Below are 22,181 nucleotides of genomic sequence, written 5' to 3'. Positions count from 1 at the left end.
TCATGCCTGCACCTGCCGGCTACGCCTCCTGGGCGTCCCGGACGGCGCGGTTCACGGCCGAGATGACGGCCTTCAGCGAGGACATGCTGGTGTTCGGGTCAATGCCGATTCCCCACAACACGCGCTCCCCCACAGCGCACTCCACGTAGGCAGCGGCGCGGGCGTTGCCGCCTTCGGACAGGGCGTGTTCACTGAAGTCCAGCACCCGGACATCCACGCCGTCCTGGCCAAGAATGTCCAGCAGAGCAGCGATGGGACCGTTGCCGGTGCCGGTCCGCTTGACCTGGACGCCGTCCACGGAGAGCGTGGTGTGCAGCGTCATGGTCCCGTTGTCGTCGGTCTCGGTCTTGACCGTTCCGAGCGAGTAGCGGCCCCACTGGCGGTCGGCTGAATCGGAGGGCAGGTACTCATCCTGGAACACCTGCCACAGCTGGGCGGCGCTGACCTCCCCACCCACAGTGTCTGTGCGGCGCTGGATGACGCCGGAGAACTCGATCTGGGCACGGCGCGGCAGGTCGAGGTTGTGCTCGTTCTTCAGCAGGTACGCCACGCCGCCCTTGCCGGACTGGGAGTTGACGCGGATGACGGCTTCGTAGCTGCGCCCCAGGTCCTTCGGGTCAACGGGCAGGTAAGGGACCTGCCAGGTGAAATCGGCAACGTCCTTGCCTGCGGCGGCGGCATCCTTCTCGAGCGCCTCAAAGCCCTTCTTGATGGCGTCCTGGTGGGAGCCTGAGAAGGCGGTGAAGACGAGATCGCCGCCGTACGGGGCCCTCTCGGGCACTGGCAGCTGGTTGCAGTACTCCACGGTGCGGCGGACTTCGTCGATGTCGGAGAAGTCGATCATGGGGTCGATGCCCTGGACGAACAGGTTCAGTCCCAGGGTCACGAGGTCAACGTTGCCGGTCCGCTCGCCGTTGCCGAACAGGCAGCCCTCGATGCGGTCCGCGCCGGCCAGGTAGCCCAGCTCGGCTGCAGCGACACCGGTGCCGCGGTCGTTGTGCGGGTGCAGGGACAGGATGATGCCTTCACGGGGGTGCAGGTTCCGGCTCATCCACTCAATGGAGTCGGCGTAGACGTTCGGGGTTGCCATCTCAACGGTGGCCGGCAGGTTGATGATCACCTGGCGGTCAGCGGAAGCCTCGAAAACATCTGCGACCGCGTTGCAGACCCGTACGGCGTACTCGAGTTCCGTGCCGGTGAAGGACTCCGGAGAGTACTCGTAGGTGATGTGGGTGTCTGCCAGCGTCTCTTCGTACTTCTTGCACAGGCGGGCACCTTGGAGCGCGATGTCCAGAATGCCGTCCTCGTCCTGGTTGAACACGACCCGGCGCTGCAGGACCGAGGTGGAGTTGTACAGGTGGACGATCGCCTGTTTGGCGCCGACCAGCGACTCGTAGGTCCGCTCGATCAGGTGTTCGCGGGCCTGCGTGAGGACCTGGATGGTCACATCATCCGGAATGTGGTTGCCCTCGATGAGCTGGCGGACGAAGTCGAAGTCGGTCTGCGAAGCGGAAGGGAAACCGACTTCGATCTCCTTGTAGCCCATGCGCACCAGCAGTTCGAACATCTTCAATTTGCGGGTCGGGCTCATGGGATCGATCAGCGCCTGGTTGCCGTCGCGCAGGTCCACCGCACACCAGCGCGGGGCCTTGGTGATGACCTTGTCCGGCCAGGTGCGGTCAGGTACCTCGACCTTGATCTGGTCCTGGAACGGAATGTAGCGGTGGACGGGCATCCCGGAGGGCTTCTGTGCGTTTCGCATTACTATCGTGGCCTTTTCTGTGGTTCCTGAGTGAAAGGGTGGCCGGGCAACACAAACTCCGCAGCGAGGGTGGGCCTTGCGCTAGATCGCGTCTGAGGCCTCGCCGCGGCAGCTAAGGAGAAGCAGTTCTGCACGCACCATTTCACACTAACACGCGTGCGTAAGATGAAGGAGCAACACCTCCCGCAACGTCCACCATGCAGACGCTGCACCGGTGCCAGCGCCGGCAGCAGCCCGTCAATGAAGGAGCATCTGTGCCACATTCGGGGATTGCCCTGTCAAATATCGATCACAGCGTCAGGCCGCAGGACGACCTATACCAGCATGTGAACGGGGCATGGCTCAAGAGCACCGCGATTCCGGATGACCGCCCGCTGGAGGGGACGTTTACCTCGTTGCGCGATGGCGCGGAACTGGCGGTCCGGGAAATTATCGAAGAAGCGGCCGCCAAGGGTGAGGCTGCGAGCGGCATCGAACGCAAAATCGGCGACCTGTACAGCAGCTTCATGGACGAGGCCGCCGCAGAAGCGAAGGGTATGGAACCTATCCGTGCCCGGCTTGCCGACGTCTTCGCCACCTCCGGCATCAGCGAGCTTGTCGCACTGACCGGGCGGCTTTTCCGGTCCGATGTGTCCGGGCTCTTTTACCTGTACCCGGCTCCTGACGCGGGAAACCCTGAGCGCGTGCTGCTGTACACCGGGCAGGGCGGCCTCGGGCTCCCGGACGAGTCCTACTACCGCGAGGAGAAGTTCGCGCCGATTGTTGAGTCATACCGCGACTACGTGCGTACCATGTTCACTTTGGCCGGTATCCCGGATTCAGAGAACGCTCCGGCCCGCGTCGTGGCCTTGGAAACCGCCCTCGCCTCCCACCACTGGGACAACGTCACTCTCCGCGATCCGCAAAAGACCTACAACCTGAAGTCCGCCGACGAGGCGCGTGAGATGTTTCCCCTGCTGGATACCTGGTTTGAAGCCGCGGACATCGTTCCGGACAAGCGCCAGGAGATGGTGGTCAGCACACCGGACTTCTTCACCGGCGCCGCCGCCCTGCTCAGCACGGAGTCGCTCCCCGTGTGGCAGGAGTGGCTGGCGCTGCGGGTGATCAACGCGGCCGCCCCATATCTGTCCCCGGCCTTCGTGGACGCCAACTTTGCCTTCTACGGCACGCGGCTGAGCGGTACCCCCCGGAACAAGGACCGCTGGAAGCGGGGCGTTGCCGTCGTCGAAGCGGCTCTGGGTGAAGCGGTGGGACAGATATACGTGGCCCGCCACTTCCCGGAGACCCACAAGGCCCGGATGCAGACCCTCGTGGACAACCTGATCGAGGCTTACCGCCAGAGCATCACGGACCTGCCATGGATGGGCGAGGAAACGAAAGCGGAGGCGCTGCGAAAATTGGGCTCCTTTCGGGCCAAGATCGGCTACCCGGACGAGTGGATCGACTACTCAGCCGTCACCATCGACCCGGCCGACCTGCTCGGCAACGTGGAGCGCGCCCATAACGCCGACGTCGACCGCCACCTCGACGAGGTAGGCAAGCCTGTGGACCACAACAAATGGCTGATGACGCCCCAGACGGTCAACGCCTACTACCATCCGATGCTGAACGAGATCGTCTTCCCGGCCGCGATCCTGCAGCCGCCGTTCTTCACGGCAGACGCCGATGACGCGGTTAACTACGGGGGCATCGGAGCGGTGATCGGGCATGAAATCGGCCACGGGTTCGATGACCAGGGCTCGCAGTTCGACGGCTCCGGCGAACTCCGCAACTGGTGGACCGAGGATGACCGGAAGGCATTCGAGGCGCTAACAGGACGGCTGGTCGAGCAGTTCAACGCCCTCTCCCCGTATGCGGCGCCCGGGCACACCGTCAACGGACGCCTGACGCTGGGGGAAAACATCGGAGACCTCGGTGGGCTCACCATCGCCTACAAGGCCTATCGGCTCAGCCTGAACGGGCAGGAGCCCCCGGTGCTGGACGGCCTGACCGGTGAGCAGCGGTTCTTCGCCTCGTGGGCGGCCGGCTGGCGCCAGGTCATCCGCGAAGAGGAGGCCATCCGGCGGCTCGCTACCGATCCGCACTCCCCGAACGAGTTCCGCACCAACGCCATCGCCAAAAACCTGGATGCCTTCCACGCCGCATTCGGTGTCACCGAGAAGGACGGCATGTGGATGCCGCCGGAGGAGCGCGTCAGCATCTGGTAAAAGCAAAATGCCGGGCCGCCCCTAGGGACGGCCCGGCATTTTTTGTGGGCGCGCTACCGGACGATCAGCTCCGGGTTCGCCGTCTGGCATGTTGCGTCCTTGGCCGTCTGGTTCACGATGTCCTTGGGGACCGATGTCTTGCCCAGCTTGGACCCGGAGGCAAAATCGGCACCGAGGTAAATCTGGACTCCGGAGACGCCTTCCGACGGCAGCACCCGGTTCGCGGGGATGCCGAACAGCGCAGCCACGTCCGCTGCCACATCGGCGAAGTCGGTGCCGTAATACACCATGGTCGTTTCAACCGGGCTGGCGTCGAGCTGGCCCACCTGGGTAAACCCGCCAGCGACGAGCGCTTCTACGATTTCCTGCGTCCTGGCCGGTACCGGCGAGCCGTTGGCTACCGTAACGGGCTGCAAGGACTTGTCGTAGGCCGGCGCCGAAGGTGTGGGCTTGGGTTTGGCAGTCGGGGTCGGGCTGGTGGTCGGCTTTGGTGTAGCCGACGGCGAGGGGCTCTCTTTGCCCTCGGGGTCGGTGAGGTCGATGTCCTTTTTCAGGGCTTCAAAGAGCTGGGATGCCGCCGGCTGGGCCGGGTCCAGCCTGTTGGGGTCGCTGGCTGCGGGAACGGTCGGCACCGCAACGAAGGCGACCTTGCCGACGTCGATCGTCTTAAGGCGGTTGCCAATGGTGATCATCGCCGGAACAGAGGACAGCCCGTCGTCGACGGTAAGGTTCTTGGTCACGACGTCTGCGATGTTGAGCATCTTCACCGGATCGGAGAGGGTGCCGTCCTCCTTGATTTTCCTGGTCAGGGACGACAAGAACCCCTGCTGGGCCTTGATGCGGCCGAGGTCTCCCCCGTTGCCGAAGGCGTGGCGGGTACGCAGGAAGGCAAGGGCCTGCTCACCCTGCACCTGCGACTTGCCCTTGGGCAGCCGCAGCCGGGAGTCGGGGTCGTAGACTGCGTCGCTGATGCAGACCTCCACGCCGCCGACGGCATTGGACAGCTCCTTTACGGCGTTGAAGTCAGCCATCATGAAGTGGTCCACCTCGAGGCCGGTGAGCTTGTTCACGGTGTCCACGGCGCAGCCGATGCCCGCTTCACCCATGGCCTCGTTGATCATCACATCCTGGCGCGCAGGGTACTTTTTGCCGGTTTTTTGGTCGGTGCAGTCGGGGATGTCCACCAGAAGGTCCCGGGGGAAGCTGACAACGCTGACCCGTTTGTTGTCCTCCGAGATGTCCATCAGCATCATGACGTCCGACTTGCCGTAGCCCTTGGAATCATCGGCCGTGCCGTAATTGGCGTTCTTGCCGTCACGGGTATCGGATCCCAGGATGAGGATCTGCAGCCGTCCGGTGGCGTCATCGACAGAGTCGGTCTTGTCACTGCCGGCCCCCAGGGCAGACGACGAGATGTTCGACTGCAGCCTGAAATACCAGTAGCCGGCAAACGCGAGGCCTCCGAGCAGGACAAGGGACAGGACGCCGGTTGTCACCTTCAGCCACACAGGCACGTGGCGCAAGTTCAAATGCCGGGCAGCGCCCACGCGGGGGTCTGCGGCATGCCGGGCAGCTGGCTCGGTCCGGGCGGGTGTGCCCGGTCCTTGGGCGCGGTTGTCGCGGCGTAGCACCACAGGGTGTACCTTCCTCTAAAAATGAAATCCGCCCTATTTTAGTTGCCGAGGCTGGGAAAACCCCGCAAGCGGCACCCGGAGCAGCCCGCCGGGCGCGGCGAAGCAGGCTCCTGCGGTCGGCGGAGCGCTCCTGCCCGCGCCGTTGGGACTCGGGCCGTTGAAACTCGGGCCGCCTGAACGGGCGGCTAGAATCCCAGCTTTACCAGCTGCTTGGGGTCCCGCTGCCAGTCTTTCGCGACCTTGACGTGCAGGTCGAGGTAGATCCGCGTGCCCAGCAGGGCTTCAATGCCCTTGCGGGCGTTCGTTCCGACCTCCCGCAGCCGGCTTCCGCCTTTGCCGATGATGATGGCCTTCTGCGAGGGACGTTCCACGTAAAGGTTCACGCGGACGTCGAGGAGCGGCTTGTCCTCGTCCCGCCCTTCACGCGGCACGATCTCCTCGACAACGACGGCCAGGGAGTGCGGCAGTTCATCCCGGACGCCTTCAAGTGCGGCCTCCCGGATAAGCTCGGCCACCATCACGGCCTCCGGCTCGTCCGTCAGCTCACCGTCCGGGTACAGCGGCGGCGACGGTGGCATGTGGCTGATCAGGACATCGGTCACGGTGCCCACCTGGAAACCGTCCGTGGCCGAGACCGGCACAATGTCCTTCCAGCCTTCTTCACCGAGGACTTCCCGACCCAGCGCGGCGACGGCGAGCAGCTGTTCGGTCAGCGCCTGCTTGTCAACGAGGTCCGCCTTCGTGACAATGGCGATCACGGGCTTGCTGCCCACGGCTGCAAGCTGGGCGGCAATAAACTTGTCGCCCGGGCCGATCTTTTCGTTGGCAGGGATGCAGAAACCGATGGCATCCACTTCTGCCAGTGTGTCTGCAACAAGATCGTTGAGGCGCTTCCCCAGCAGCGTGCGCGGCCGGTGGAGGCCTGGTGTGTCCACCAGGACCAACTGAGCGTCGTCCCGGTGCACGATGCCCCGGATGGTGTGGCGCGTGGTCTGTGGTTTCGCGGAGGTGATGGCCACCTTTTGGCCCACCAGGGCGTTCGTCAACGTCGATTTTCCGGCGTTCGGCCGGCCCACCAGGACCGAGAATCCGGCGCGGTAACCACCAAAGGGGGCGCCGCCGTCGGCCTTATTCTGCTTGCTCACGTGGAACTCCCTGTTGCATGTGTTCTGCCTCGTCGAGAAAGTCGTCAAGGTCAGTATCGTTTGGAACGTCATTGGTTGGAACAGCGTCTTGTGGAACCGCGGCCGCAATGATGTGGCTGACGCGGTTGCGGCGTCCTTCGAGCCGCTCCGCCCGCAGCAGTACGCCGTCAACTTCAACGGTGCTGCCGACGATCGGAACGCGGCCCAGCGCCTTGGCCAGGAGGCCGCCCACGGTGTCCACTTCGTCGTCGTCAAGTTCGAGGTCAAAGAGTTCACCGAGGTCATCGATGCTCATCCGGGCGCTCACACGGAACGTGCCGTCGCCCAGGTCCACAGCTTCGGCACTTTCGCTGTCATATTCGTCCACGATCTCGCCGACCAGCTCCTCGATCAGGTCCTCGAGGGTCACAAGCCCGGCCGTACCGCCGTACTCGTCAATGACAATGGCGACGTGCGTGGACTCCTTCTGGAGTTCGCGCAGCAGGCCGCTTACGGGTTTGGAATCGGGAACGTAGCGCACTTCGCGGGCCAGCTCATCAACCAGCGGAGGTTCCTCGCCCGGCGCCAGGTTGTGTAGCACGGCCGCGACGTCCTTCAAATAGATGATGCCGAGGATCTGGTCGGTGTTTTCCCCAATGACCGGGATCCTTGAGTATCCGGAGCGGAGGAACAAGGACATGGCATGGTGCAGGCTGGAACCTGCCTCAATGCTCAGAATGTCCGTGCGCGGAACCATGACGGAGCGGACCAGAGTATCGCCGAAGTCGAAGACGGACTGGATAAGCTCCGCCTCGTTGTCCTCGATCACGTCGGACTCGGTGGCCCTGTCCACGAGCTCACGGAACTCTTCCTCGCTGAAGAACGAGTCGTCTCCGCCCGGCGAGCCAGGCGCCACCGCGCTGCCAAGCCGCACCAGCCAGGCGGGGATGGGGCCGAGGATCCAGGCGAGGAACCTGACCATCGACGCTGAAGACAGCACCACGCCCGCCGAGTGGGAGCGGCCCAATTGGCGCGGCGAGACGCCTACAATCACGAAACCCAGCACGGCCATAATGCCCGTTGCAGCCAGGCCGGCCAGCCATACGTTGTCCAACAGGCTGTAGAAGAGCACCGCGACGGCCACCGCCGAGGCCGTCTCGAACCAGATGCGCCAGAACCTGAGCGCACGCATGTGAGTGATGGGCTGGTCCAGGATGCGCCGCAGTGCCGTGCCGCGGCTTTTGAGGAGCGCCTGTTCGGCGTCGTGCCGCGGGAGGAAACTGAATGCGGCCTCGGCGGCCGTCAGGAATGCCGCGACGGCCAAAAACACCAGCGCCACGCAGACAAGGAGCAGGGACGTCACTGGATAGTCTCGGAAGGAGCTTCTTTGCCGGTGAACTCCGCAAGCAGCTCACGCTGCAGGCCGAACATTTCTGCTTTTTCTTCGGGTTCCGCATGGTCATAGCCGAGCAGGTGCAGGATGCCATGCGTTGTCAGCAGCAACATCTCGTCCTGGGTGGAGTGGCCGGCACTGCGTGCCTGGGCCTCCGCCACCTGGGGGCAGATGGCGATGTCGCCGAGCATCCCCTGCGGCGTGGGCTTGTCCGGGGTGCCGGGGGTGAGCTCGTCCATGGGGACGGAGAGCACGTCCGTAGGGCCTGGCTCATCCATGAGCTCGATGTGGAGTTTTTCCATGGCCGGTTCATCAACCAGCAGGAGGGACAGCTCGGCCTGGGGATGGATGTACAGCTGTTCGAAGATGAACCGGGCCAGGGCCACCAGCTGGGCCTCGTCCACCTGCACGCCCGATTCGTTGTTCACTTCAATGCTCATGCGCGCTCCCCCCGTTTTTCGCGGGCACCGCTGGCCTGCCTGGTCTCGCTGGCTTCGCGGGCTGGCCGGGCATCCCGGGTGGCAGCGTGCTTGACCCGGTTCCGCTGGGCTTCATCCCAGATGCTGTAGGCGTTGACGATGTCGCCCACCAGCCGGTGCCGCACCACGTCCGCGGCATCGAGGACCGAGAAGCTTACGTCGTCGATGCCCTGCAGGATGTTTTCGACGATCCGAAGGCCCGAGCGGGTACCGAACGGGAGGTCCACCTGCGTGATGTCACCGGTCACCACCATCTTGGAGCCGAAGCCCAGACGGGTCAGGAACATCTTCATCTGTTCGGGCGTGGTGTTCTGTGCCTCGTCCAGGATGATGAACGCGTCGTTGAGGGTGCGGCCCCTCATGTACGCGAGCGGCGCCACTTCGATGGTGCCGGCGGCCATGAGCCGGGGAATGGATTCCGGGTCGATCATGTCGTGCAGCGCGTCGTACAGCGGCCTCAGGTAGGGATCGATTTTGTCGCTGAGCGTTCCGGGCAGGAACCCAAGCCGCTCGCCCGCCTCCACCGCGGGACGGGTCAGGATGATCCGGTTGACTTCCTTTTGCTGCAGCGCCTGCACAGCTTTGGCGACCGCAAGATAGGTCTTGCCCGTGCCCGCCGGTCCGATGCCGAAGATCACGGTGTTGGCGTCGATCGCGTCCACGTAGTTCTTCTGGTTCAGGGTCTTGGGCCGGATGGTCTTGCCGCGGCTGGACAGGATGTCGTGGGTCAGGACCTCCACGGGGTTCTGCAGCGACTGGCTGCGCAGCATCAGCACCAGCTGCTGCAGCACTGCCGGGGTGATGACCGTGCCCCGGGCTACCAGGCCCCGCACTTCATGAAGAAGGCGCATGATCCGGGGAACGTCCGCTGCGGGTCCGCTGATGGAAAGCTCGTTGCCCCGGACGTGGAAGCTGACGGCCGGGAACTGCTCTTCAATGAAGCGGAGGGCTTCATCGTGGCTGCCGAGGGATTGCACCATCTGGTCTGAGTCATCAAAGATGACCACCTCTGTTCGGATCCCTGGCAGAGTATGCGGGAATTCCCCCGCAGTGCGGTCCCCCGTGTTGAGGCGGCGCTTTCCGTTTGCTGGTTCAGTCATGGTGCCGGCCGGTTGGCCTGGGGTTCCCTCCAGTTCGAAGTATCTCTTAAGGTTCTTCCATATTACGCCAGTGCCGGGCGCTGCCCACCGCGGACCGGCAGCTGCGCAGGCGTTCGGATTCTGTAACGGGTTCCCGGGTTTTGGTATCAACTTCGTATCGGCCTCATATCGTTCCCGTTGCAGTTCGGCGGGCCGGCACCGGATCGGGCCGGCGCTGCCGGGCCTTGTGCCATGCTGGAAATACAGCCGGATGACGTGGCTCAGCCCTGCCCGCAGCCGCTGTAGTTGCTGCCGCCTGCGGCTAGCGACAGGCACTCGCCGCCATCACGAGAGGAGCAAGGACATCAGGAAGCCAGGATTGACCGGCCGCGCCGCGGCAACCGGGCGCATGCGCTGCGCACTGTTGCTGGGGCTGCTGCCTGCCGCCTTGCTCCTGTCCGGATGCATTGCCGATCCCGGCCCCGCCCAACCCACCGCCGGCAGCCCCACCCAGACGCGGCTGTCCGACGGGGTTGACAGTGCCCCCACCACAAGCGCACCGCTGGAAACGATGCAGTCCTCCAATAAGGCCCCTGTCTACTGGATTGGCCGCAGCAATACGGACGTCTACCTGTATCGCGAGTTCAGGGACGTGCCGGGCGAAGACAACCCCATCACAAAGGCTCTCCGGGCCATGATGTCCGAGGCTCCCCTCGACCCTGACTTCTTCACCCCCTGGCAGAACCCCAAGAACCTCGCCACCTCCATTTCGGGGACGAACGTCATCACGGTGGATGTTTCCGCCGACGCCTTCAACAGCAACCTGGACGCGGACATGGCCCAGCGCGCCATCCAGCAACTCGTGTATACAGCGACGGCCGCCGGAGCGAGTTCGGGCCTGGTTGATGCCGCCCAGCCACTCGAAGTGGTGATCCTTGTCGACGGGCACACGGACTACCACGCCTTCAAGCACGTTAGGCTCGGGGCGCCCATGCCCCGCAGCGTTGGCATGGTCGCCCCGGTGTGGATCATCGATCCCCAGGAAGGCGTCGAGGTTGCGGACGGCCGGGTCAAGATTAACGGCCGCAACACGGTTCGGGGGGGAAAGCTGCGCTGGCAGATCCTGAAGGTCCAGGAAAACGGCGAGAAAGAAAAGTATCTCAATGGGGAGGCCACGGCCGCCACGGAGGCTGATACGTCTGGCGTCTTCAGCATCAGCGTGAAACTGGCACCCGGCGACTACGAGATCCGTGTGTCCCAGCTTGATCCAGACCGGCCCGAGGACGAACCCAACGTGGACACCAGGGGCTTCTCAGTCCGCTAGCCGATCATGCCGTAATCACTGATCCGGCAGCCGCGGATGCGGGGTGCCGCTGTTTTTCGGCCGCTACCAGCGGCCCAGGACGTCACTCGCGACGACGACGGCGGCCGGGCCCGCCGTCGATGACCGGAGCACGTGCGGTCCCAGGAGTGCCGTCACCGCTCCGGCGCTGCACAGCTTTGTGACCTCCCGCTGGCTGATACCGCCTTCCGGACCAACGATCAGCAGCACCTCGCATGGCTCCTGGCTCCGGAGCGCGGCTTCCTGCCACGCCTCCAGCACTCCGCGCAGGGGCCTGACGGCGTCTTCATGTAGGATCACCGCCAGCGCGGCGTCCGCCACCTGCTTTACCAGGCCGGAGGTGTCGACGGCGGCACGCACCTCCGGGATCCAGGCCCGGCGGGCCTGCTTGGCCGCAGCAGAGACCGCCGACTGCCACTTGCCGTGGGCCTTTGCAGCCCTTTCGCCCTTCCAGCGCACAATGGACCGGTCGGACTGCCACGGAACCACCGCGTCGATCCCCAGCTCCGTGGCTGTTTCGATCGCCAGTTCATCGCGGTCGCCCTTGGCCAGGGCCTGGACGAGCACCAGGCGGACCGCAGGGCGGTCCTCCTCGGTGACAGACGAACATTCGACGGTCAGCTCCGCGGGCGCCGCCTTGGTGACAGTGCCCGTGAGCCGCCGTCCGGCGCCGTCGGCGATGTCCACAGACTCCCCCGCCGCCAGCCGCCTAACTGTCACTGCATGGCGTGCCTCGGCACCGTCCAGCACGAACAGCGAACCCTCGCGAACCTCATCCAGGGAACCTGCGGGCGTGAAGAATACCGGGTTGCTCACCGCTACAGGTTACCGAAGCGGTCCCGGAGCTTTGCGAAGACGCCGCCGCTCGCGGCCAGCTTCCCCTCGGAGTACTGCTCGCCGCGAAGCTTGGCCAGCTGCCGCAGCAGGTCCTCCTGGGCGGCGTCGAGTTTCGTGGGCGTCTCGACCTGCAGATGCACCTTGAGGTCTCCGCGGCCGTAACCGCGCAGGTGCGTCACGCCCAAGCCCCGGAGAGTGATGATCTCACCCGACTGCGTTCCGGCCTTGACGTCGATGTCCTGCTTTCCGTCGAACGTGTCCAGGCTCAGTTCGGTGCCGAGCGCGGCCGCAGTCATGGGGATGTGCAGCGTGGCATGCAGATCGTCGCCGTCGCGAACGTAGGTGGGGTCGTTGTTGACCCGGATTTCGACATAGAGGTCGCCCGACGGCCCGCCGGCAGGGCCGGCCTCGCCCTGTCCGGAGAGCTGGATGCGGGTGCCGGTGCCAACGCCTGCGGGAACTTTAATCGTCAGCGACCTGCGGCTGCGGATGCGGCCCTGGCCGCTGCACTCGTTGCAGGGATCCTTGATGACGGTCCCGAAGCCCTCGCACGAGCCGCAGGGTGCGGATGTCATGACCTGGCCGAGGATAGAGCGGACCGCCCGCTGCACCTGGCCGCTGCCGCCGCAGATGTCGCAGCGTTCCGGATGTGTGCCTTCACGGCAGCAGGAGCCTTCACAGGTGGGGCAGACGACGGCGGTGTCAACCTCAATTTTCTTGTTCGCTCCAAAAACGGCGTCGCGCAGGTCGATGCGTACGCTGATGAGGGCGTCCTGGCCGCGGCGGACGCGCGAGGCGGGGCCGGCGGTGCCGCCGGCGCCGAAGAAGGTGTCGAAAATGTCCTGGAACGCGAAGCCCTGGCCCGCGTAGCTGCCGCCGCCGAAGCCGTTGTCCGTGCCGTTCTCGTTGCCCGTTGTGTCATAGACCCGCCGCTTCTGCGGATCGGAGAGCACCTCGTAGGCGTGCGTGACTGCCTTGAAGCGGTCAGAAGCCTCGGGTCCGGGGTTGACGTCCGGGTGCAGGGTGCGGGCCAGCTTTCGGTAGGCCTTTTTGATTTCTTCTCCGGTGGCTTCCGGGGAGACGCCAAGAACGTCGTAGTGGCTGCTCAAGTTTGTATCTCTTCCTGGTTATGGTGCCTGGGGTGCCTGGTTTCGCGGGCCGCGGGGTTACGGGCCGAGAATCCTCGAAAGGTAGCGGGCCACCGCTCGGACGGCGGCCATGGTGGTGGGATAGTCCATCCGGGTGGGCCCGAGGATGCCGACCTTGGCGGTGGCGTCCGGCCCATAACCGGTGGCGACTACTGACGCCTCGGCCAGCCCGTCGTAGGGGTTTTCCCGTCCGATGCTGACAGCGATGCCGCGGTGGTCCTGAGCCATCTCGCTGAGGAGGCGGAGCATGACCACCTGTTCCTCGAGCGCTTCGAGGACCGGGCCGATGCTGAGCGGGAAGTCGACGTTGGAGCGTGCGAGGTTGGCGGTGCCGGCCATGACCATGCGGTCTTCCCGGCTGCTGTGCGAGAGCACCTCAAGGGCCTTGCTCAGGGCCTGCGCTGCGGGGCGCTCATTGGGGGCACACCCCGCGACGACCGCCGCCGAATGCTGGGCCAGCTGTGTCAGCGGGGTTCCGGCAAGGCCCGTCAGGAAGCGGGTGCGGAGGGAGGTCAGCGCATCATCGCTGAGTTCCTGGCCTACGTCGATAACACGCTGCTCGACCTTCCCCGAGTCGGCTATCAGCACGATCAGGACCTTGCGGGGTGCCATCTGCACGAATTCGATGTGCCGCACCACGGCGCGGCTCAGGTGCGGGTATTGCACGACGGCGACCTGGTTTGTCAGTTGCGCCAGGAGCCTGACGGTACGGTCCAGGACGTCGTCGAGGTCCTCGGAGCCCTCCAGCAGGGACTGGATGGCCCGCCGTTCGGCGGCCGACAGCGGCTTCACAGCCGAAATCTGGTCGACGAAGAGCCGGTATCCCTTGTCGGTGGGAATCCTGCCGGCGCTGGTGTGGGGGGCAGTGATGAGCCCCTCGTCTTCCAGCGCTGCCATGTCGTTGCGGATGGTAGCGCTGGAGACGCCCAAGTGATGGCGTTCAACAAGAGCCTTGGATCCCACGGGTTCTCGGGAATGAACGTAGTCCTCGACAATGGCGCGCAACACTTCGAGCTTGCGCGGTTCGCTCACAATCCACCTCCGATCGACCGTTACTTGGGCAGCAGCAGGGCAGCGCCGGAATCCACGGTTAGCACTCGACATCCCTAAGTGCTAACAAGTCTAATATGAGACCGCCCGTTGTTAGCATTGGTACCGCTTCGGGCGAAATTCCGGAGCCGTTCCGACGGAAGCCTGTCCGGTGACGGGCGGCCGACTCCTAGTGCAAAGCGGTGTTATCGATGCAGTACCAGTCCTGGGGCCCGCAGGAGATGTCAGCGCCCGCCAAGAACGAGTTGCCCGAAGTTCCCGTGCAGCGCGGAATGGTTCTCGAAGATGTCCAGTCCGGTTGGGTGGGTGCTGTGACCCGGGTGGAGAAGTCAGGCGGTATGCACGTTGTGGCCCTCGAGGACCGCCGTGGCAAGTCACGTTCCTTCAAGCTCGGTTTCGGGTTCCTGCTGGAAGGCCGGCCCATCCGGCTGGTGCCGCCTGCTCCGGCCGCCCGGCAGGCCGGCTCGGTTCCTGGCCGGACGGCCTCCGGGTCCGTTCGCGTCGAGGGCCAGCGCGCCCAGGTGGCCAAGGCCAGCCGTATCTGGGTTGAAGGCAAGCATGACGCCGAACTGGTTGAGAAGGTCTGGGGAGATGACCTTCGGGTGGAGGGCATCGTCGTCGAGCCCCTGCACGGCATTGACGATTTGGCGGGGGCGGTGGCAGCGTTCCGTCCCGGGCCCGGCCGCAGGCTGGGAGTCCTCGTGGACCACCTCGTTCCCGATTCCAAGGAGTCCCGGATCGCGGAGGCTGTGATGGCCTCTCCCGGCGCAGCGGGAAATGTGCTCATTGTGGGCCATCCCTACGTGGACGTCTGGCAAGCGATCCGGCCCTCGGTCCTCGGCATCGCGCAGTGGCCCGTGATACCCCGCGGCACCGACTGGAAGACCGGGATCCTCGCAGCTTTTGGCTGGCCGCACGAGACGAAGGAAGACATCGGGCTGGGCTGGCAGAAGCTGCTGGGGGCAGTGCGCACCTACGCCGACCTTGAACCGGCCCTGCTGGGCAGAGTGGAGGAAGTCATCGACTTCCTCACGGTGCCCTAACTCTCCGCCTGCAATGCGGGCTCGTTCTCCCCGGGGTCCTGTTGCAGCGGGGCCGCCCCTGTCCGCCCGCCGCCTGCTACGCGGGGACGTTCAAGGCCTGCTGCCTCGTAAATTTCCTGCTCGTCCAGCGTCTCCTTCTCCAGGACCCGGCGGGCCAGCGCGTCCAGCCGCCAGCGGTGCTCCTGCAGGAGTTTGCGGGCGCGCCGGTGGCAGTCATCCACCAGCGCCCTGACCTCTTCGGCCACCGCGTCCAGCATCCCCTCAGAGACACCGGCGAGGCGCGGGTCGCCCTCTTCCGGCAGTACCTGTACCGGCCCGATGCGCTCTGACATTCCCCAGCGGCCCACCATCATGCGGGCCAGATGGGTACTGGTCTGAAGATCGCTTTCCGCGCCGGTGGTGACGACCCCAAAGACCAGTTCCTCGGCTGCCATCCCGCCCAGCGCACCCACGATCCTGCCTTTGAGATAGTTTTCGTCGTAGCCGTACCTGTCGGTGTCAGGTGTGGACAGTGTCACGCCCAAAGAGCGGCCGCGGGGAATAATGGAGATCTTGCGGACCGGATCGGCCCCCGGCTCGAGCATGCCCAGCAAGGCGTGGCCGGATTCATGGAACGCCGTCCGCCTGCGCTCCTCTTCGGGCATCACAACATTTCGTGCTGTCCCGAGCTGCACCTTTTCCAAGGCATCCAGCAGGTCCCGCTGGCTGACGGCTGCGTGACCGCGCTTCACAGCCAGCAACGCAGCCTCGTTCACCAGGTTGGCCAGTTCGGCGCCGGTCATTCCCGGCGTCGCGCGGCTCACAGCGTCAAGGTCCGTGTCAGGGTCCAGCCGCACATTCCGGGCATGGACCCGCAGGATCTGTGCCCGCCCGTTCTGGTCCGGGGCGTGAACCGTGATGGAGCGGTCAAAACGCCCGGGGCGCAACAGCGCCGGATCCAGGACATCCGGCCGATTCGTCGCGGCCAGGACGACAACGCCCTCCGAGGAGGAGAAACCATCCATCTCGGTCAGGATCTGATTCAGGGTTTGCTCCCGTTCATCGTGTCCCCCCACGGTCAGCGACCCCCCGCGCTTGCGGCCAATGGCGTCAATTTCATCTATGAAAATGATCGACGGCGCGGCGTTGCGGGCCGCTTGGAAAAGCTCACGCACCCGGCTGGCCCCGACGCCAACCACCATTTCCACAAATTCAGACGAACTGGCGTGGAAGAACGGCACGCCCGCCTCACCCGCCGTCGCCCGGGCCAGGAGCGTCTTCCCCGTCCCGGGAGGACCGCTGAGCAGCACTCCCTTTGGCGGTTTCGCACCGATCTGCTGATATTTCCCGGGTGCCTTGAGGAAGTCGACGACCTCAGAAATCTCAGCCTCCACCTCATCGATTCCGGCGACGTCCTTGAAGGTGACCCGTACCTTACCGGGATCCACGGGCTGGAATTTCTTGCCGCCTCCCATCCCCAACAGTCCGGACTGGCGCTTAAGCAGCCACAGGTAGAAGAGCACCAGTAGGAGTATGGGGGCGACTGAGATCAGCAGATTGAGGAGGATGCCCCGCTCCTGGACCACGGGGGTCGCCCTGACAATAACCTCGTTGCGTTCCAGCGCACCCAGCAGATCATCGGTTGCAAAGACGGGCCGCTCAGTGACGAACTGGCGGTACATCGTGGCGTCGGACCCCGGCAGCTGCCTTTCCTGCCGGAGGCTGCCCTCGATGGTGTTGGCCCGGGAAAAGATCTCGGCCACGTTGTTGGACGCCACCTGGGATTTGAATTCGGTATAGGAGACGGGCTGCGGCCTTCCCGACTGGTCCTGCAGCGACAGCATCACGAAAACACCGAGATACAGCACCAGTGCCCAGAGCATGGCTTTCCACCAGCCGCCGGGCGCCGGGGCGTTTTCCTGACCGCGGGTCCCGGACCTGTCATCAGCCAGCCCTTCCGTGCGCCATGGGACAGGCCAGCCGGGCCGGCCGCCCCCGCCCGGCTGTACCTCCTGTTGGCCCTGCTGGCCCCTGGGTAAATGATCTGACATGACCGCCACCTCCCCGCCTTACCGGTACTGCACGTTCACCTAAGGAAGATTTATACCGCCGCGCGATTCCGGTCAACGCCCGCACCCTGCTGCAACGCGGGCAGCGTAGACACGCCGAACCGCCCCTTGTACTCTGGATTTCCCAGCCGTCCCATTGTTTTTGGGGGTCGCAGTGGCAGAGCCCGATACAGATGACGAACACTTCTGCGAACTCGAGCAGAACAGTTACCCCGCGAAGCATTTCGGCATAAGCCCGGATGGGCAGATCATCCACATCAAGGTCAGGCCCAACTGGAACAATCCCGGCCAGGGGCACACGCTCACCGGATGGGACGTCTGGTTCGAAGGCAAGGAAGTTGATTTCCAGCCGGAATGGGACTTGAGCAGAGTTTGGCCGCGGCCGTGAAACCTGGCAGCGTTGGTTGAGCCGATTAAGACAACGGTTCATCCGTCTGCTGGGGAACGGTACCACCCGGCTTCCCGCTGCCTTGGGCCTGGACAATGACCCCGAGTGGCTGAACAAGTCACGCGTGAGGAGAATGTTGCGCGCCGTGCGAGCCCGGCGAATGCAGACGCTGCTCGGCGTCCCCCAGCTCTTTGTCGGGACACGGGTTGACAGGGAAAGGGGCCCCCACCACGGACTGGCCGAAGCTCGACCCCGCAGCCGCTGGGCTGCCTGCGCAGCTGTCCGTGGAACTGTACAAGCAGCAGGTCACCGAGGCGGCCGCCGCGAGGGCCAACGAGCAAAAAGCCTACTTCTGTCCCTGAACCGGCCGCGTACTTTTGGTTCCTCCTCGGCACCGGCGCCGTAATTACACTGGCCGGCGCTCTGCTTCCCCTCAAGGCACAGGGCAAACCCGGCACTGCCATGCTGTAGCTGGATTCTGCTGGCCGGGGAGCCGGTCGTCCAATGCGTTCGCGACCCAGTATTCTTGGAAGGGCGCCACTCGCGCTGCCGCCGTCCGGTTCCGCCGGGCGGCCGCGAACCTGAACTACCGGCAACACCGCACCAACGCACGTTTAAGGAAGACACACCGTGGCAGACGACGCTCGAGACCGCAGGGACCTCCAGTCCGGCCCTGACCGGCCCCAGTACCATGGCGTGCCTGCGAATGCGCTTCCGCTGACCGCCAGCGAAGACCGCCAGTGGGCAACCCTGTCGCACTTCGGCGGCATCCTCGGCTGCGTGCCGGCACTGCTGATCTATCTGATCTTCAAGGACCGCGGCCCGTTCACCGCCCAGGAATCCAAGGAAGCCCTCAACTTCACCCTGCCGCCTACCATCGCTGCTGTCCTGGCCAACCTTTTGGTACTGCTCCCGGTGGTGGGCAACATCTTCGCCGTGCTCGCGACCCTGATCTGGATTGCACTAACGTGCTTCTCGGTCTCGGCCGGCATCCACGTGAACCGGGGCCAGCCGCACCGCTACCCGTACAACCTCCGCTGGATCAAGTAGTCCCCACCCGCGAACTTGTGCCCACGCCCGCAGGGTCCCCTGGCCGTGGAGCCGCTCCGGCGAGGGCCCCGGCCCGAGCTTTGCGCGGGCAGCGAGCCGGATCGGACTTGCGAGGTTAGGGTGCGGGTGGGGACTAGTCCGGCAGGATCCTGCGGACCACCGCATCAGCGAGGAGGCGTCCCTTAAGCGTCAGGACGAGCCTTCCGCGGAATGCCTCAGTGGGCTCCACGAGCCCGTCTGCAATAAGGCCCGCAACACCGCGCTTGCCCTGATCGGACAGCATATTGACAGCGAGCCCTGAGGCCAGGCGCGTCTCGAGCATGACCCGTTCGATGGCCCGCGTCCCCTCGTCAAGGGTCTCGCGGCCGGCTGCGGGTGACACCCCGGAACCGAGCCTGCCCGCGTAGGCGGTCGGGTGCTTTACGTTCCACCAGCGCACGCCGCCGACATGCGAGTGCGCGCCGGGTCCGACGCCCCACCAGTCATCCCCGCGCCAGTAGGCCAGGTTGTGGCGGCATGCCTGTTCGGCAGTGGCCGACCAGTTGCTGACCTCATACCAGCGGAGGCCGGCGTCGGTGATCATCTGGTCGGCGAGTTCGTATTTGTCGGCATGGTCGTCGTCGTCTATTCCGGGAACTTCACCCCGGCGGATCTGGGCGGCCAGCTTGGTGCCGTCCTCAACGATCAGCGCGTAGGCGCTGATGTGGTCCGGCTGGTACGACAGTGCCGTCTCCAAGGAAAAGCGCCAGTCTTCAAGGGACTCCCCGGGAGTTCCATAGATCAGGTCCAGGCTGACTGCGAGCCCGGCGTCGCGCGCCCACTGCACCACAAGCGGGACACGGCTCGGACTGTGGGTGCGGTCAAGGACCTTCAGCACGTGCGGCACCGCGGACTGCATGCCGAAGGAAACCCGCGTAAAGCCCGCATCGGCGAGCAGCTGCAGGGATTCCGGCGTGACTGAGTCCGGGTTGGCTTCGGTGGTCACTTCGGCGCCCGGTTCGATCCCCCACCGGTCTATGGCGGCACCGAGTATTCTGGCCAGGTCCTCTGCCGGCAGCAGTGTCGGCGTGCCGCCGCCGAAAAACACGGTGCGCAGCTTCCGGGCAGGCAGGCCCGACTGCTCGAGGACCCGCACGGCAAAGTCCACTTCCGAGATGGCGGTGGAGGCGTAGGCGTCCTGGGACGCGCCGCCGCCGAGTTCGGTTGCGGTATAGGTGTTGAAGTCGCAGTAACCGCAGCGCACCGCGCAAAACGGGATGTGCACATAGAGCCCGAAGGCCCTGTCGGCTGCACCGTCCGCCGCCTGCTGCGGCAGCAGGCCGTCCGACGGCGCTGGGTCACCCAGGGGAAGAACGCTAGGCATGTGTGCGGCCTCCGGAGGTTCCGGCCACGGTCATCACTACTTCTTGGCCTTGTCCTTGGATTCGTCGGTGGTCAGGGCTGCGATGAAGGCTTCCTGCGGCACTTCCACGCGCCCCACCATCTTCATGCGCTTCTTGCCTTCCTTCTGCTTTTCCAGCAGTTTGCGCTTACGGGAGATGTCACCGCCGTAGCACTTTGCCAGAACGTCCTTGCGGATGGCTCGGATTGATTCACGTGCGATGATGCGCGAGCCGATGGCTGCCTGGATCGGCACCTCGAACTGCTGGCGCGGGATGAGCTCGCGCAGTTTGCCGGTCATCATCACGCCGTAGGCGTAGGCCTTGTCCTTGTGGGTGATGGCGCTGAAAGCGTCCACCTGTTCGCCCTGCAGCAGGATGTCCACCTTGACCAGGTCGGCAACCTGTTCGCCGTCAGCCTTCCAGTCCAGAGAGGCGTAGCCGCGCGTCTTGGACTTGAGCAGGTCAAAGAAGTCGAAGACGATCTCGGCCAGCGGCATCCAGTACCGCAGCTCAACCCGGTCTTCGGACAGGTAATCCATGCCGCGCATGACGCCGCGGCGGCCCTGGCACAGCTCCATGATGGCACCGACGAACTCGTTGGGGGCCAGGATGGTCGCGGCCACCATGGGTTCGCGGACCTCATTGATCTTTCCGGAGGGGAACTCGCTGGGGTTCGTCACGGTGACCACGTTCTTGTCCTCGAGCGTGACCTCGTAGACCACGTTCGGCGCGGTGGAAATCAGGTCCAGGTTGAATTCGCGTTCGAGGCGCTCACGGACGATCTCCAGGTGCAGGAGGCCGAGGAAGCCCACGCGGAAGCCGAAGCCGAGGGCTGCGGAGGTTTCCGGTTCGTAGATCAGGGCTGCGTCGTTCAGCTTAAGCTTGTCCAGCGCGTCGCGCAGCACAGGGTAGTCGGTGCCGTCCAGTGGGTAGAGGCCTGAGAACACCATCGGCTTGGGATCCGCGTAGCCGCTCAGGGATTCCGCAGCGGGCTTGGCGAGGTTGGTGACGGTGTCGCCCACCTTCGATTGGCGGACGTCCTTCACGCCGGTGATGAGGTAGCCCACCTCGCCGACGCCGAGGCCCTTGGAGGGCGTCGGCTCCGGGGAGCTGACGCCGATTTCCAGGAGCTCATGGCTGGCCCTGGTGGACATCATTTGGATGCGCTCGCGCGGATGCAGCATGCCGTCAACCACACGGACGTACGTGACGACGCCGCGGTACGTGTCGTAGACGGAGTCGAAAATCATGGCGCGGGCAGGTGCCTCCGGATCACCGACCGGGGCGGGAAGGTCGCGCACGATCTTGTCCAGCAGCGCTTCGACGCCAACTCCGGTCTTCCCCGAGACCAGCAGCACGTCCTCGGGGTCCCCGCCGATGAGGCTGGCCAGTTCGGCGGCGTACTTCTCGGGCTGGGCGGCGGGGAGGTCGATCTTATTCAGGACCGGGATGATGGTGAGATCGTTCTCCATGGCCAGGTACAGGTTGGCCAGCGTCTGGGCCTCGATGCCCTGCGCGGCGTCCACCAGGAGAACCGCACCTTCGCAGGCGGCCAGGGAACGGGACACCTCATAGGTGAAGTCCACGTGACCCGGCGTGTCGATCATGTTCAGCGCGTAGTTCACACCATCCAGTTCCCAAGGCATGCGGACAGCCTGGGACTTGATGGTGATGCCGCGCTCACGCTCGATATCCATGCGGTCCAGATACTGGGCCTTCATGTCGCGGGACTGCACGACGCCGGTGAACTGCAGCATTCGGTCGGCCAGGGTGGACTTACCGTGGTCAATGTGCGCGATGATGCAGAAATTCCGAATGATGGCCGGATCTGTCGCGGCGGGCACCGGGGCGGTGCGGGCCATGGGAGACACGCAGGGTCCTTACTGTTGGCATTTCAGCGGCGTCATTCCGGCAATGTCCTGCCGTCCTGCTGCTGCCGCGTTACTGAACCTCCAGTCTCCCACGTTCGGGCCCCGTGCAGTACATTTTGGGACTGCGCCCGGTACTTGGCTTCCGGCAGGCTACAGCTTCCGCAGCATCCCGGGTATGCAGCATTCCCCCGGCATTCTCCAGGCGCCATGGGGAGCGGGACGCGCCGCACCACGCCAAATGGCTCTTTCGGCCCGGATTCTGCTAATATTTCTAGCTGTGTGTCCGTGCAGGTCGACGGCCACTGATGGTTGGCCGCCATAGGTATCCCCACGCCGCTCAGTCA

At 64.8% G+C, this 22,181-nt stretch carries 18 protein-coding genes; 6 read left to right on the top strand and 12 right to left on the bottom strand.

Annotated elements, in window-relative coordinates; translation table 11 throughout:
• Window positions 1-19 precede the first annotated feature (19 nt).
• The gene (gene leuA, locus M1E01_RS09215) at window positions 20-1,762 is read right to left on the bottom strand and encodes a 2-isopropylmalate synthase (protein ID WP_457974721.1); all 1,743 of its coding nucleotides are present in this window, start codon (window positions 1,760-1,762) and stop codon (window positions 20-22) included.
• Window positions 1,763-2,016: 254 nt separating this feature from the next.
• Here leuA and M1E01_RS09210 point away from each other — a divergent pair, with 254 nt between their 5' ends.
• Window positions 2,017-3,969, top strand: coding sequence for a M13 family metallopeptidase (locus M1E01_RS09210; RefSeq protein WP_457974720.1), 1,953 nt, complete (start codon window positions 2,017-2,019; stop codon window positions 3,967-3,969).
• Window positions 3,970-4,022: 53 nt separating this feature from the next.
• Here M1E01_RS09210 and M1E01_RS09205 read toward each other — a convergent pair whose 3' ends face one another.
• The 5 genes from M1E01_RS09205 to M1E01_RS09185 form a co-directional block, all read right to left on the bottom strand.
• Entirely contained in the window at window positions 4,023-5,603 is a 1,581-nt protein-coding gene (locus M1E01_RS09205) for an LCP family protein (RefSeq protein WP_457974719.1), read from the bottom strand.
• A gap of 185 nt (window positions 5,604-5,788) precedes the next feature.
• Window positions 5,789-6,748, bottom strand: a complete 960-nt coding sequence (gene era / locus M1E01_RS09200; RefSeq protein ID WP_457974718.1) for a GTPase Era — start codon at window positions 6,746-6,748, stop codon at window positions 5,789-5,791.
• Complete coding sequence (locus tag M1E01_RS09195; RefSeq protein WP_457974717.1) at window positions 6,732-8,090, bottom strand: hemolysin family protein; 1,359 nt, start codon at window positions 8,088-8,090, stop codon at window positions 6,732-6,734. Before M1E01_RS09195 ends, era begins: the two co-directional genes overlap by 17 nt.
• Entirely contained in the window at window positions 8,087-8,560 is a 474-nt protein-coding gene (gene ybeY, locus M1E01_RS09190; protein WP_457974716.1) for an rRNA maturation RNase YbeY, read from the bottom strand. The genes M1E01_RS09195 and ybeY overlap by 4 nt, the downstream gene beginning before the upstream one ends.
• A complete protein-coding gene (locus tag M1E01_RS09185) occupies window positions 8,557-9,699 on the bottom strand; it encodes a PhoH family protein (protein WP_457974715.1) in 1,143 nt (380 codons plus the stop codon). Before M1E01_RS09185 ends, ybeY begins: the two co-directional genes overlap by 4 nt.
• 388 nt (window positions 9,700-10,087) lie before the next feature.
• On the opposite strand from M1E01_RS09185, the gene M1E01_RS09180 reads away from it, so the two are divergent.
• On the top strand, window positions 10,088-11,002 hold the full coding sequence (locus M1E01_RS09180) for a GerMN domain-containing protein (protein ID WP_457974920.1): 915 nt from the start codon (window positions 10,088-10,090) through the stop codon (window positions 11,000-11,002).
• A 63-nt stretch (window positions 11,003-11,065) separates the two neighbouring features.
• Here the strand turns inward: M1E01_RS09180 and M1E01_RS09175 are convergent, their stop codons facing one another.
• Genes M1E01_RS09175 through hrcA form a run of 3 tightly spaced genes read right to left on the bottom strand, consistent with a single transcriptional unit; the run spans window position 11,066 to window position 14,037 of the window.
• Window positions 11,066-11,836, bottom strand: a complete 771-nt coding sequence (locus M1E01_RS09175; RefSeq protein WP_457974714.1) for a 16S rRNA (uracil(1498)-N(3))-methyltransferase — start codon at window positions 11,834-11,836, stop codon at window positions 11,066-11,068.
• Window positions 11,837-11,838: 2 nt separating this feature from the next.
• Entirely contained in the window at window positions 11,839-12,966 is a 1,128-nt protein-coding gene (dnaJ, locus tag M1E01_RS09170) for a molecular chaperone DnaJ (protein WP_457974713.1), read from the bottom strand.
• Window positions 12,967-13,023: 57 nt separating this feature from the next.
• Window positions 13,024-14,037, bottom strand: coding sequence for a heat-inducible transcriptional repressor HrcA (gene hrcA, locus M1E01_RS09165; protein ID WP_457974712.1), 1,014 nt, complete (start codon window positions 14,035-14,037; stop codon window positions 13,024-13,026).
• Window positions 14,038-14,246: 209 nt separating this feature from the next.
• Between hrcA and M1E01_RS09160 the strand changes: the two genes are divergently transcribed.
• On the top strand, window positions 14,247-15,098 hold the full coding sequence (locus tag M1E01_RS09160) for a DUF3097 domain-containing protein (RefSeq protein WP_457974711.1): 852 nt from the start codon (window positions 14,247-14,249) through the stop codon (window positions 15,096-15,098).
• Here the strand turns inward: M1E01_RS09160 and ftsH are convergent.
• Entirely contained in the window at window positions 15,095-17,128 is a 2,034-nt protein-coding gene (gene ftsH, locus M1E01_RS09155) for an ATP-dependent zinc metalloprotease FtsH (protein ID WP_457974710.1), read from the bottom strand. The two genes, M1E01_RS09160 and ftsH, sit on opposite strands and share 4 nt — an antisense overlap.
• A 172-nt stretch (window positions 17,129-17,300) precedes the next feature.
• Here ftsH and M1E01_RS09150 point away from each other — a divergent pair, with 172 nt between their 5' ends.
• The 3 genes from M1E01_RS09150 (at window position 17,301) to M1E01_RS09140 (ending at window position 18,584) form a co-directional block, all read left to right on the top strand.
• Window positions 17,301-17,534, top strand: coding sequence for a hypothetical protein (locus M1E01_RS09150; RefSeq protein ID WP_457974709.1), 234 nt, complete (start codon window positions 17,301-17,303; stop codon window positions 17,532-17,534).
• A gap of 206 nt (window positions 17,535-17,740) precedes the next feature.
• A complete protein-coding gene (locus M1E01_RS09145) occupies window positions 17,741-17,896 on the top strand; it encodes a hypothetical protein (RefSeq protein ID WP_457974708.1) in 156 nt (51 codons plus the stop codon).
• A gap of 268 nt (window positions 17,897-18,164) precedes the next feature.
• Window positions 18,165-18,584 carry a DUF4870 domain-containing protein gene (locus tag M1E01_RS09140; RefSeq protein ID WP_457974707.1) on the top strand — a complete coding sequence of 140 codons (420 nt, stop codon included), beginning with the start codon at window positions 18,165-18,167 and terminating at the stop codon, window positions 18,582-18,584.
• Between the two features lie 133 nt (window positions 18,585-18,717).
• Here M1E01_RS09140 and hemW read toward each other — a convergent pair whose 3' ends face one another.
• Window positions 18,718-19,947, bottom strand: a complete 1,230-nt coding sequence (gene hemW, locus M1E01_RS09135) for a radical SAM family heme chaperone HemW (protein ID WP_457974706.1) — start codon at window positions 19,945-19,947, stop codon at window positions 18,718-18,720.
• 36 nt (window positions 19,948-19,983) lie between these two features.
• Window positions 19,984-21,837 (bottom strand): translation elongation factor 4, encoded by a 1,854-nt coding sequence (lepA, locus tag M1E01_RS09130; protein ID WP_457974705.1) that lies wholly within the window; start codon window positions 21,835-21,837, stop codon window positions 19,984-19,986.
• Between the last annotated feature and the right edge of the window lie 344 nt (window positions 21,838-22,181).

Source organism: Arthrobacter sp. D1-17, from assembly GCF_054130535.1.
The sequence above is the reverse complement of the archived record's forward strand: the minus strand, read 5'-3'. Positions and strand labels throughout refer to the sequence as shown.

What these genes read in the sequence shown, in the direction of transcription:
- ybeY (WP_457974716.1), bottom strand. Translation starts at nt 8,560, where the DNA reads ATGAGCATTGAAGTGAACAACGAATCGGGCGTGCAGGTGGACGAGGCC.
- ftsH (WP_457974710.1), bottom strand. Translation starts at nt 17,128, where the DNA reads ATGTCAGATCATTTACCCAGGGGCCAGCAGGGCCAACAGGAGGTACAG.
- M1E01_RS09185 (WP_457974715.1), bottom strand. Translation starts at nt 9,699, where the DNA reads ATGACTGAACCAGCAAACGGAAAGCGCCGCCTCAACACGGGGGACCGC.
- leuA (WP_457974721.1), bottom strand. Translation starts at nt 1,762, where the DNA reads ATGCGAAACGCACAGAAGCCCTCCGGGATGCCCGTCCACCGCTACATT.
- M1E01_RS09160 (WP_457974711.1), top strand. Translation starts at nt 14,247, where the DNA reads ATGCAGTACCAGTCCTGGGGCCCGCAGGAGATGTCAGCGCCCGCCAAG.
- hemW (WP_457974706.1), bottom strand. Translation starts at nt 19,947, where the DNA reads ATGCCTAGCGTTCTTCCCCTGGGTGACCCAGCGCCGTCGGACGGCCTG.
- M1E01_RS09180 (WP_457974920.1), top strand. Translation starts at nt 10,088, where the DNA reads ATGCGCTGCGCACTGTTGCTGGGGCTGCTGCCTGCCGCCTTGCTCCTG.